A 12,777-nucleotide genomic window follows, 5' to 3' on the forward strand; every position below is an offset into this window, starting at 1 on the left:
GCAAGACCCTCATCTTGCACCTATTTGTTTTCTTTTATACAGTTTATAATATTGTTTATGAATTCATCAATTGTTACATCATTCATGATATGATAGTCACAACTATCAAGATACAATTGATGTCTTTCTTTATATAAATCAAAAAGTTTTTCTGCTCCATCTTTTAATAAAGGACGAGAAGATGTCTCAACATCTTCTAATATCATAGAAATAGGACGATCAATATAAATCACAATCCCATTTTCTTTTAAAGCCTTCATATTTTCTGGATTTTTTATAACTCCGCCACCTGTTGAAATAATATATCCATTCAACTTAGAAACTTCCTGACAACAGATTGTTTCTCTTTCTCTAAAATAAGCTTCTGATATAGCAAACATTTCTGGAATTGACATTTGATATTTCTTTTCTAAATATTCATCAATATCAATAACTGGTCTTGCAAGTTTTTCTGCCAACAATAATGAAACTGTTGTTTTTCCACATCCCATAATTCCAATTAATACAATATTTTTCATAACTTCTCCTATTTTTTAGCATAGTTGCCTAAAACTCTTAAAGTAATTGTATGAGCTTTTAAATCTTCTAATGCTAAAATAATATTTTCTTGTTCAAGACTACCTTCAATATCAACATAAAAATAATATTCCCAAGCTGTTTGTTTTAAAGGTCTTGATTCTATTCTTAACATATTGATATGATGATCATTTATAATTTTCATCACTTGATAAAGCGTTCCAACATGATGTTTTAAAGTAAAGACAAGGCTGATATGCGAAACATCTTGTGATGTTTCTAAATTTTTACCAAAGATAATAAAACGTGTTGCATTTGTCTTTAAATTTTGAATATTTTCTTGTAAGATTTCTAATCCATAAAGTTGCGCAGCTTTTTGAGAAGCAATTGCGGCAATGGTTGGATTTTTTTGTTGGGCAACAAATTGTGCCGAAGTTGCAGTATTTAAATATTCATGTTTTTGAATATAAGGATGAGCATCTAAAAAGTCACTGCTTTGTAAGAGTCCTTGAGGATGGGAATAGACTTCACGCAAATCCTCAATATGACTACCTGGTAAGCCAAGTAGATGTTGTTCTACAGCAATACTCTGTTCACCAACAACATAAAAACCATAATCCCGTATTAAATCATAATTATCATTAATCGCTCCGGTTGATGAATTTTCAAGCGGCACAACCCCATAATCAATTTCATCATTTTTTAAAGCTTCAAATACATCTTGAAAATGAACATAGTTTTTTCTTTGCGTTGTTTCTTTAAAATAAGTTTCTAATGCACTTTCTGAAAATGAACCTGGAACCCCTTGATAGCCTACAACAATATTATCAAAACGGGGAGCTTTTAACTGATAGTGATTTTCACTAGGAATAAAAGTAGCTTGATAAGTTTTAGAAATATTCATCATATCTTGAATAAAAGTTTTTGCATATCCTTTTAATTCTTCATTTCTTATGCGATTAACATTTTTTTCAATAACTTCCTGTTCACGAGCAGATTGGAATATTTCCATATCATGCGCTAATTTATAAGTAATAACATCTTTAGCAACATTCATTCTCTGTTCAAATAAAGCAATGATTTGTTGATCAATTGCATCAATTTCTTCACGACATGTTTTTAAATCTTTCATATATCTTTCATCATATCCAAGATACCTATTGCTGCCATTGATTCTACTACAACAACTGCTCTAGGAACAATACATGGATCATGCCTTCCTGTAATTTCTAATTTGGTATTTTCTTTTGTTTTAACATTGATTGTTGATTGAACTTGAGAAATTGATGGTGTTGGTTTGATAGCTACTTTAAAAACAATTGGCATCCCATTACTAATTCCACCCGTAATGCCACCATTATGATTGGTCTTTGTTTTTACTTTTTCACCTTCATAATAATAACAATCATTAGCTTCATGACCATACAATTCACTCATTTTTTCACCCATTCCAAAACTTACACTTTTAACTGCTGGAATACTAAATAAAAGTGGTGATAAATGTGATTCAATGGAATCAAAAAAAGGATTTCCTAAACCAGCTGGAACATTGATTATTGCACATTCAATAGTCCCTCCAACTGAATCTTGTTTCATTCTTGCATCTTCAATCACATTTTGCATTTTTAAAAAGACATCTGAATTAAGTGTTGGATATTGTTGTTTTGTTAATTGTTGAAGATCTTCACATGTTATATCTACACCAAATGAATCATCATAAACATCTTTAATGCTTTGAATATGGGCACCAACAATAATCCCCTTTTGTCTTAAAATTTGTTTAGCCACACTTCCGGCAAAAACAATTGGAGCCGTTAATCTTCCAGAAAAATGACCACCACCACGCACATCATTATAACCATGATATTTCACATAAGCCGGATAATCACTATGTCCAGGTCGCATGCATTCTTTAAGCAATGAATAATCTTTAGAATGTTGGTCACTATTTTCAATCATAGCACAAAGTGGTGCTCCAGTCGTCACTCCATCTAGTAATCCACTCATAATTTGAACTTCATCTTTTTCAACACGTGGAGTGGACATTTTATTTTGACCAGGTGCACGTCTTTTCATTTGCCAACGAATTTCATCCATATCCAATGCAACACCTGCTGGTAAATTACCAATCACGATCCCAATCGCTTTACCATGACTTTCACCAAACAACGATAACTCAATATTATTTCCCCAATTCGCACTCATTCATGAGACCTCCTAACATTTGAAAATGTTGCCAAAAACTTGGATAAGATTTTTTCACACACTTTTCTTCATCAATCACAACTGCTTCTTCACAAACTGTCGAAGCAATTGCTTCCATCATTGCCATACGATGATCATTATAAGAAGAAACATATCCACCTTTTAAACGCTCAACCCCTTCAATAACCATAGCATCTTCTAGTTCTTGAGCATGTCCACCTAACTGATTAATCACTTCAACCGTTGCTTTTAAACGATCACATTCCTTAATCCGTAAACGGGCAATATGTTCAATCCGCGTTGTTCCTTGACTTAAAGCACAGGCCAAAGCTATCACGGGAATAATGTCTGGACATTGCGAACCATCAATAATCGTTGCCTTTAAGTTGGAAGATATCATTTGATGCCCAGTTTCTTTTGTGATTAAATGAGCATTCATTCTTTCTAAAATATCAATTGCTTCTTTATCCCCTTGAAATGAATCTAAATTTAAATCTGTTAAAACAACATCATTACCAAGTGCTCCGGCAACAAGATAGAAAGCTGCTTGTGAAAAATCCGCTTCAACTCGATAATCATGAGCAACATAGTGTTGAAAACCAGGAATAATCAATTCTTGATAATCATGATTAATGACTTGAATACCATATTGATTTAACATTTGTAAAGTTAAATCAATATATCCTTTAGATTCTAAAGGTGACGTTATCTTAATAATTGAATCTTCATCCATTAAAGGTAATGCAAATAATAATCCACTAATAAATTGTGAAGATACATTTCCTGGGATTTCAAAAACACCACCTCTTAATCTCCCTCGCACATATAAATCTAATACATTTTCTCGATATAAATAAGAAATCCCCTGTTTTTCAAAGATATCATAATAAACATCTAATGGTCTCTTTCCCAAACGTCCTTCCCCAATAAAATGAACATTTGCTTCACAGACAAGGGAAATAGGAACCATAAATCTCAATGTTGAACCTGATTCAAAACAATTGATTTCACATTGATTTTTTAAAAAAGTTGTTGTTCCATCAATTTCTAAATAATCATCATATTCAAAAATCATGGTTCCAAGTGCCTTCATAGCAGCAATTGTTGCTTTTATATCTTGAGAATACTCAATATTTGTAATTGTACTTCTTCCTCTTGCAAGTGACGCACAAATAATTGCACGATGAGCCATGCTTTTTGATGGAGGAACACAAACTTGTCCTTTTAATGAATGTGGGGTTATACTCACTGCCATTTTTTAAATCTCCTTTACAACATCAATGAATGTTAAATCACTTGGATAAATATAACATTGTCCAATTTCTTTTAATAAAACATAAGATAACTTCTGATGGATATTCTTTTTATCCAAAGCCATAGCTTTCTTTAATTCTTGAGTAGAAACATGTGCTTGAGTAGGTAACTCATATTTTTCCACAACTTCTTTAATAAGTTGAGATGTTCCTTTTGGTGTTAAACCGTGTATTTCTGCAATATGTGTTAATTGCACCATACCAATACTTATAGCCTCACCATGAGAATATTTTTCATAATGATAATATTGTTCAAGCGCATGTCCTAACGTATGACCAAAATTCAAAGCCAAACGATCACCAAAATCAAAAAGATCTTTTTCAACAACATCTCTTTTTAAATCAACACAACGATAAATAATCTCATCAATATCTTCATAAAGTTCTTCAAATGATGAATAGCTTGCTAAACGCTGAAATAAGGATTGATCAAAAATACAACCATATTTAATCACTTCACCCATACCATCATGAATAAATCTTTCATCCAAAGTCTTTAAAGTCAATGGATCAATCAAAACAAGTAATGGATGTTTAAAAGCCCCAACTAAATTTTTACCTTCTGGTAAATCTACAGCTACTTTTCCTCCAACACTTGAATCAACTTGAGCAAGCAAAGATGTAGGAATTTGTACAAATTTAACCCCTCTTAAAAAAGTACTTGCTACAAAACCTGCCAAATCCCCAATAACACCTCCACCTAAAGCAATAATTAAATCACTACGAGTCAATTGAAATGAAAGTAATTGACTATAAAGACTTGGTAAAATATCAAAACGTTTAGATTGTTCACCATGAGGAACAATAATATGTCCCACCTCATAACAACTCTCTAATTGTTCAAATAGCTTTTCACCATAATATCCATAAACCTGATCATCAGAAATAATCATAATCTTCTTTCCTTGATAAATAGGTTGAATATAATCTATGACATGTTCTAATATTCCCTTTTGAATATAAATCGGATAACTATCTTTACCTAAATTCACTTTCATTTCCATCTTTTTTCTCCTCTAAACTTCTTTTCCAACAATATGTCCAATTTCTCTAATTTGTTCAATTAATTCTGTATATTTCTTTGGTTTCAATGATTGTGGTCCATCACATAATGCACATTCTGGATTATTATGCACTTCTATCATCAAACCATCACATCCTGCTGCCACGGCTGCCTTTGCCATCGGTTCGACTAACCACCATTTTCCTCCGGCATGTGATGGATCAATAATGATTGGTAAATGAGTTAATTTCTTAATCACTGGTATTGCTTGTAAATCCAATGTGTTTCTTGTATATGATTCAAATGTTCTGACACCTCTTTCACATAAAATGACATTTGGATTTCCACTTGCCATGATATATTCAGCACTCATGATCCATTCTTCATATGTTGAACTTAACCCTCTTTTTAACAACACTGGTTTTGTACAACGTTTTCCAACTTCTTTTAATAAATCGAAGTTTTGCATGTTTCTTGCCCCAATTTGAACAAGATCAACCTTTTCATTAAATTCTTCAATATAATCTGCACTCATTAATTCTGATACGATTGGTAATCCTGTTTCTTTTTTAGCTGCCACCAAAATATCCAATCCTTCTGTTCCCATACCTTGGAAAGCATATGGTGAAGTTCTAGGCTTGAAAGCTCCCCCTCTTAACATATTTGCGCCGGCGGCTTTGGCGGCTTTAGCAATCTCAATCACTTGTTCCTTAGATTCAACTGAACAAGGACCAGCAATCAAGGCTAAATGGTCTCCTCCAACCTTTACTCCTGAAACATCAATAATAGAATCATCAGGATGGAAAGCACGGTTAGCAAGCTTGTATGGTTCACTGACATGCATAACTCTTTCAACAACTGGTGACACTTCAATTTGTTTTGGATCAACAATTGTTGTATCCCCAATGATACCACAGATTGTCACATCTTCCCCTACAACAATATGTGTTGTTAATCCTTTGGCTTCAATTTGTGAAGATACTTTCTTCACATCTTCTTCACTTGTTTTTGGTTTAAATACAATAATCATAATCTCTATCTCCTTTTCATATCCCTACTGTATAAATAAAAATCTCCCATCCATAAGGACGAGAGATAGATCTTTCGTGTTACCACCTTAGTTTATTTCTATATCACTATAGAAACCTTCATAAGTACGCCTATTGTTAGGTTCATACTCTGATGCGATAACGGGCATTCCCGGACTAAGCCTACTTTATTCAGCCGTCTACTCCAAGATGAATTCAATTATATTCCAACATTCTTTTTCACCAACCAAGAATTCTCTACGCTTGTTCAATAATCTACTCTTTCTTTTCACTGTATTTATATCAGTAGTTTGTTGATAGTATTCTATGCGATATCCTCTCATTTGTCAATGCTTTTTACCTAAAATGTAAATATTTTCTATTTATTTACAAATAATCTAAAATCAATTTATTCATTTTTATAATCAATATGACTTAAAATCGTCTTTTTAAATAATGGATTTTGCCAAAAAGAGACCATATCCATCCTTTGACTAACAATTTCAAATAAAAAATCATCACATGCATCAGGAAAATCTTTCATCACCATTTCAACACATTCTTGAATAGAATCAATCACAGCTATAGCTTCAAGTATTTTTCTCCTACCTGTCGATGAATCATAAACACAATCCCAAGCGGGACAATAATATTCAACCAATTGCAATGATAATAATTTATTTAATGAATCTATACTTTCTTTGACATTTGTATATATAGGAATATCTCCCTTAACCAAAATGGCATCACCGCTAAACAATATTTTCTGATTAACCAAATAAGAGAGCGAACCTGATGAATGACCTGGAGTTGAAAGAATTTTCATTGATAAACAATCTTCCAATTCTATTTCTATATCCTTGTCAATAATTTTATCAACAATAACCGAGTTCTGCAATAATTTATCAAAATTAGGAATAGGTCTTTCAATAAATTGTTGATGAATATCCTCTATCCAATCTTTTTCCCTTATACTTGCATAAATTGGACATCCACTTTTCTTTTGCAAAGCAAAAGCACCTCCCATATGATCAGGATGCGCATGAGTTAGAAAAATACCACGAATATCTTCTATTTTATATCCTAATTCACAAATATAATCCTCAATCATCTTTTCACTATCATGAACACCTGTATCAATCAAATAACAAAATTGTCCAGTTAAAATATAAACATAAACATATCTTTCAATATCTGGAGTCACATGAAAATTAATTTTCAATTGATGAACACCTTTACATATCTCCATCTTCATAACCTCCTATAATGATGGCATGACTCTCGACACTCATTTCACGTTTATAAGACATATTTAAATACGCTTGAGAATGAAAGCATTCATCTAACTTTTCCCGATTTGAAAAACGAATGAGAATCACTCTATCAGGTTTCCAATCTTGACTCAACGATACAACATCTTCACTTCTTATAAGATACTCTCCTCCATAACTTTCAACGATGGGTTTTACATCATGAATATATTCATCATATAAACTACGCTTTTGTTGATCAGTACAAAAAATCTGAACTAAAAAATAACAACTCATAACACGCCTCCTTCGCAAGTGTTTACTTGCATATTTATTTAAAAAAGAAATGACATATCAATGTCATACTTTTTCAATTCCTTTAACAAAAACAGCAACACTATTTTTTATATAAGATTCCTGACTCACCGTCATTAATTGATTATCAAAAGAAGCTTTCAAAAAAACAAAACCAAACATCATAGATAAAAAAGCAACAGCTAAAGATTCAATATCAGTTTGAATTATTTTATCTAATTTCTGCATTTCAAGAAAATATTGTATCAATACTTCCTTAAAAACTTGTGGAACTTTCATAATACCTTCAGCTGTATCATCAAACAGTTCAGGGCTTCTAAGTCCTATGGATATTTTAACAAATTGCGGTGTCACTTTACTCATATAAACGCATGCAAAATGACAAAGATCATGATATAAATCACCACTTATTGGATAAAAATCATCAGATGAAAGATGTGGATGCCAATTTTCCTCCATAGCACACAAAACAATATCTTTTTTATTCTTAAACTTTCTAAATAATGTACTTTCATTAACTCGAGCATATTTAGCAATATCTTTAGTTGTCATTGAAGCATAGCCTTTTTCCATAATTAAATTCATCGTTGCATCAATAATCTTTTGTCTTGTTTTATCCATATTCCCTCCGCAAGTGTTTACTCGCATTTATTATGATGGATTTCTCTCAAAAAGTCAATAAGAAAAGACTTCAACAATTTTGTTAAAGTCCATCCACACTATACTTCTTTTCCAACAATATGTCCAATTTCTCTAATTTGTTCAATTAATTCTGTATATTTCTTTGGTTTCAATGATTGTGGTCCATCACATAATGCACATTCTGGATTATTATGCACTTCTATCATCAAACCATCACATCCTGCTGCCACAGCGGCCTTTGCCATCGGTTCGACTAACCACCATTTTCCTCCGGCATGTGATGGATCAATGATGATTGGTAAATGAGTTAATTTCTTAATCACTGGTATCGCTTGTAAATCCAATGTGTTTCTTGTATATGATTCAAATGTTCTCACACCTCTTTCACATAAAATGACATTTGGATTTCCACTTGCCATGATATATTCAGCACTCATGATCCATTCTTCATATGTTGAACTCAACCCTCTTTTTAATAACACTGGTTTTGTACAACGTTTTCCAACTTCTTTTAATAAATCAAAGTTTTGCATATTTCTTGCTCCAATTTGAACAAGATCAACCTTTTCATTAAATTCTTCAATATAATCTGCACTCATTAATTCTGATACAATTGGTAGCCCTGTTTCTTTTTTAGCTGCCACCAAAATATCTAATCCTTCTGTTCCCATACCTTGGAAAGCATATGGTGAAGTTCTAGGCTTGAAAGCTCCCCCTCTTAACATATTTGCTCCGGCGGCTTTGGCGGCTTTAGCAATCTCAATCACTTGTTCCTTAGATTCAACTGAACAAGGACCAGCAATCAAGGCTAAATGATCTCCTCCAACCTTTACTCCTGAAACATCAATAATAGAATCATCAGGATGGAAAGCACGATTAGCAAGCTTGTATGGTTCACTAACATGCATAACTTTCTCTACGGCTTCATCAACTTCAATTTGCTTTGGATCAACTCGTGTTGTATCTCCTACTAATCCAACAATCGTTGTTTCTTCACCCTTAGAAACATGTGCTGTTAATCCTAATCTTTCAACTTTATCAACAACTCTTTTTAAATCTTCATCCTTTGCTTTTGGTTTAAATACAATAATCATTTTCATTACCTCCTATAAAAAAAGTCCCTCCATCCCATAAGGACGAGAGAGACCATCGCGTTACCACCTTAATTTATTGTTATATCACTATAACAACCTCATCGAGTACCAACATACTCTAACACTATAACGGGCGTTCCCGTGTTAGCCTACTTGATTCAGCCACCTACTCCAAGATGTATTCAATGACAATCCAAGATTCTTTTTCACCAACCAAGAACTCTCTACGCTTGTCTTTATCATTTACTCTTTCTTTTCACTGTATTTAAACTTATTCTATAAAACTCTTTTTCTTTTGTCAAGAATAAACACTTAATCTTCTTCTACTTTTACAATTTCATTTTTCATAACTAATTGAATATATTCTTTAGCTTTATCAATAGATTGTTGATCTGGTAAAGTAATAAAAACACCATCTTTATTAAACTTTGTAACATCTCCAACCGTTGCTAATTGACTTGTACGTTTTGAAGCATCACCATCCAAATGATAAGTTTGAACATCCCAAGAAGCCATATCATCAATCTGCATATTAATTAAAGACTTAATCTCCTGAGCAGACATATTTGTTTCAAAACTACTTGATAGTGATTCAAAAACTTTATCCATCTTTGTAATAATACTTGCTGAACAGCATTTCTTTAAAATCGCTTTTAACATTAACATTTGATTTTTACCACGGATTGCATCACCTTCTACAAAAGCTTTTCTTTCTCTTACAAAAGATAAAGCTTGTTTTGCATTAAAATGATTAACCCCAGGTTTAATTGTATAATGTCCCTTCTTTGTAACAAAAACACCATCATCTCTACCAATTACACGATATTTAGGAACTTTAACCGTAATTCCACCTAATGCATCAACAACATTTATAAATGATGTAAAATTAAATTTAGCATAATAGTTAAAATCAATTCCCATAAAGTTTTCAATCGTATCCATAGTACAATTCATGCCACCCTTAGCACTATGTGTTAACTTATCTTTTCCACTGACACCATCCATCCCAACAATATCAACAAAATAATCTCTTGGAATACTTGTTAATAAAACTTGTTTTGTTGTTGGATTGATAGTCGCAATCATATTAACATCAGATAATGCAAATGTATCAATAGGTCCTGACTTATCAGTTCCACTAATTAAAATATGGAATGGCTCTTTAGTTACCTTCGCACTATTAGCATTAATACGTGGTTTCTTAATTTGAATCTTTTTAATAATCCTAATTTGATCAGTAAAATCTTTTTCAATATCATTTAAAGAATCAAGTTCAACCTCTTTAACAATCATAGCTTCAATTTCATGATTTTTTAAAGCATTAATCACTTCATTATTTGTTTTATAGCTTGTAACTTTAATATCACCAATCTCATCCTCAATAATCGTTTCAGATTTATTAATATCCAAAGCTCCCATACTTGTATTAGCACCAAAGCTTTTTCCTTTTAATGAAGCAAGTTTATCATAGCTAGATGATTTTAATACAGCTACATCTATTTCAACACTTTGAACGCCTCCATTTGTAATACTCGCTAAAAAATCTGAGCCTTTTAAAATTGAAAGTGAACCAAAAACCAAAGCAACTGCTAAAATAATATTCACTAACTTAAAAAAAGCAACTTTAATTGGATGGTTATCATTTTTATCTTTTTCTATAAAATAAAGCAATAAAGCAAATAGTAATAATATAACAACCATTGGAATATAATATTTCAAAGGTAAAACATTGAGTTCAAAAGTGACAAAACTAAAAAATATAGTTGCAAGAAGGGTCAAAATCAATAATAACCTTCTTGAAAGAATCTTATTCATAAAAGTTTTCATTTCATTCCTCTTTTCTCGTACATATAGTAATCTTATTATACACGCTCTTTATATAATTACAAATAAAATTTATTCGTTGATGCAATTCTATTATAGAAACAAGTTATGAACTTTTGATGAAAAAGTTGTAAATAAAAATGATGAATCATCGATTCATCATTTTTATTCATTATTTAGGTAAGAATACCAAGAAAATAACAAAGAATACAACCAATACCCAAACAATTGGTTTAACTTCTTTAGCTTTTCCTACACCTACCATTGTTAAAGCATAAGTAATAAATCCAATTGCAATCCCATCAGAAATAGAATAAGCTAAAATCATAAATAGAACTGTCATAAATCCACTAGCAGCATAAACAAAGTTATCCCAATCAATTCCTTTTAATTGTTGAGCCATTAAAATACCAACAACAACTAATGCTGGAGCTGTAACAGCACTTGTAACTGCCGCTAATAATGGTGAGAAGAAAACAGATAATAAGAATAAAATACCTGTAGTTAAAGCTGTTAAACCAGTTCTTCCTCCAACTTCTACACCAGAAGTAGATTCAACAAATGAAGTAACTGTAGAAGTTCCCATAACAGAACCAAAAACAGTTCCAATCGAATCAGCTAATAAAGCTCTTTCAACATTTTCTAATTCCCCTTTATCATCAATTAAATTAGCACGATTTGCTACAGCAACTAAAGTTCCTGCAGTATCAAAGAAATCAACAAATAATAATGAGAAAATAGCAACAAAACAACTTGGATGAGATAATAATTCATCCATTCCTGAAGCAAAAACACCTACTAAGCTAAAATCAAATTCTGCTGAAACAACTGCATTAGGTAATGTTGGCATACCTTTAATCCCACATAATCCAGCAATAATTCCAGCTACAGCAGTTACTAATAAACCATAGAAAACTGCAGCAGGCACTTTACGCGATAACAATAAAATTGTAACCAAGATTCCAAAGATCGCTAAAATAACAGCTGGTTGAGTAAAATCACCCAAACTTACAAATGTTGCTGGACTAGCAATAATAATCCCAGCATTCTTTAAACCAATAAAAGCAATAAAGAATCCAATACCCGCACCAATAGCTAATTTCAATTGCGCAGGAATCGCATTAATAATCATTCTTCTTAATCCAGTCACTGAAATCACAACAAAAATAATTCCAGAAACAAAAACACAAGCCAATGCTCCCTTATAACTTAATCCCATTGTTCCACAAATTGTATAAGTAAATAAAGCATTAACCCCCATCCCAGCAGATAAAGCTACTGGATAATTAGCAATTAACCCCATAATAATAGTAGCAACTGCACTACTAATCGCTGTGGCTAAAAAGACCCCTTGCACACTCATACCAGTTTCCCCTAACATTGCTGGGTTAACTGCTAAAATATATGCCATTGCCAAGAATGTTGTAACCCCAGCTAAAATCTCAGTTTTAACTGTTGTTCCTTTTTCTTGGAGCTTAAAGATTTTTTCTAACATTTTTCTCCATCCCTTCTATAAAAAACATCTCAATTGTACATTGTTTTTTTAGATTTGACAAGTAAAAACAAAAGACAAACAAAAAAGAGTAA

12 protein-coding genes and 2 other annotated features are annotated in these 12,777 nt (G+C 32.0%); all 12 genes read right to left on the reverse strand.

The window, feature by feature from the left end:
• Positions 1-20: 20 nt before the first annotated feature.
• The gene (locus EDD60_RS03495) at positions 21-518 is read right to left on the reverse strand and encodes a shikimate kinase (RefSeq protein WP_066449260.1); all 498 of its coding nucleotides are present in this window, start codon (positions 516-518) and stop codon (positions 21-23) included.
• An 8-nt stretch (positions 519-526) separates the two neighbouring features.
• The gene (pheA, locus tag EDD60_RS03500; RefSeq protein WP_066449257.1) at positions 527-1,648 is read right to left on the reverse strand and encodes a prephenate dehydratase; all 1,122 of its coding nucleotides are present in this window, start codon (positions 1,646-1,648) and stop codon (positions 527-529) included.
• Positions 1,645-2,721, reverse strand: coding sequence for a chorismate synthase (aroC, locus tag EDD60_RS03505; protein WP_066449254.1), 1,077 nt, complete (start codon positions 2,719-2,721; stop codon positions 1,645-1,647). The genes pheA and aroC overlap by 4 nt, the downstream gene beginning before the upstream one ends.
• Complete coding sequence (gene aroA, locus EDD60_RS03510) at positions 2,699-3,976, reverse strand: 3-phosphoshikimate 1-carboxyvinyltransferase (RefSeq protein WP_066449251.1); 1,278 nt, start codon at positions 3,974-3,976, stop codon at positions 2,699-2,701. The genes aroC and aroA overlap by 23 nt, the downstream gene beginning before the upstream one ends.
• Before the next feature lie 3 nt (positions 3,977-3,979).
• On the reverse strand, positions 3,980-5,038 hold the full coding sequence (gene aroB, locus EDD60_RS03515; RefSeq protein WP_066449245.1) for a 3-dehydroquinate synthase: 1,059 nt from the start codon (positions 5,036-5,038) through the stop codon (positions 3,980-3,982).
• Between the two features lie 12 nt (positions 5,039-5,050).
• A complete protein-coding gene (aroF, locus tag EDD60_RS03520) occupies positions 5,051-6,067 on the reverse strand; it encodes a 3-deoxy-7-phosphoheptulonate synthase (protein ID WP_132226215.1) in 1,017 nt (338 codons plus the stop codon).
• 51 nt (positions 6,068-6,118) lie between these two features.
• Positions 6,119-6,367, reverse strand: a binding site (T-box leader).
• A 107-nt stretch (positions 6,368-6,474) separates the two neighbouring features.
• The gene (locus EDD60_RS03525; RefSeq protein ID WP_066448148.1) at positions 6,475-7,314 is read right to left on the reverse strand and encodes an MBL fold metallo-hydrolase; all 840 of its coding nucleotides are present in this window, start codon (positions 7,312-7,314) and stop codon (positions 6,475-6,477) included.
• Complete coding sequence (locus EDD60_RS03530) at positions 7,301-7,612, reverse strand: DUF1330 domain-containing protein (RefSeq protein ID WP_066448145.1); 312 nt, start codon at positions 7,610-7,612, stop codon at positions 7,301-7,303. The genes EDD60_RS03525 and EDD60_RS03530 overlap by 14 nt, the downstream gene beginning before the upstream one ends.
• A gap of 63 nt (positions 7,613-7,675) precedes the next feature.
• The gene (locus tag EDD60_RS03535; protein ID WP_066448142.1) at positions 7,676-8,251 is read right to left on the reverse strand and encodes a TetR/AcrR family transcriptional regulator; all 576 of its coding nucleotides are present in this window, start codon (positions 8,249-8,251) and stop codon (positions 7,676-7,678) included.
• A gap of 98 nt (positions 8,252-8,349) precedes the next feature.
• Complete coding sequence (gene aroF, locus EDD60_RS03540) at positions 8,350-9,366, reverse strand: 3-deoxy-7-phosphoheptulonate synthase (RefSeq protein ID WP_132226216.1); 1,017 nt, start codon at positions 9,364-9,366, stop codon at positions 8,350-8,352.
• Positions 9,367-9,401: 35 nt separating this feature from the next.
• Positions 9,402-9,635, reverse strand: a binding site (T-box leader).
• 43 nt (positions 9,636-9,678) lie between these two features.
• Positions 9,679-11,193 (reverse strand): LCP family protein, encoded by a 1,515-nt coding sequence (locus EDD60_RS03545; RefSeq protein WP_229105258.1) that lies wholly within the window; start codon positions 11,191-11,193, stop codon positions 9,679-9,681.
• Positions 11,194-11,362: 169 nt separating this feature from the next.
• A complete protein-coding gene (locus EDD60_RS03550) occupies positions 11,363-12,685 on the reverse strand; it encodes an NCS2 family permease (RefSeq protein ID WP_066448845.1) in 1,323 nt (440 codons plus the stop codon).
• Positions 12,686-12,777: the final 92 nt, after the last annotated feature.

This window comes from Longibaculum muris (assembly GCF_004343035.1).
GTDB lineage: Bacteria > Bacillota_I > Bacilli_A > Erysipelotrichales > Coprobacillaceae > Longibaculum > Longibaculum muris.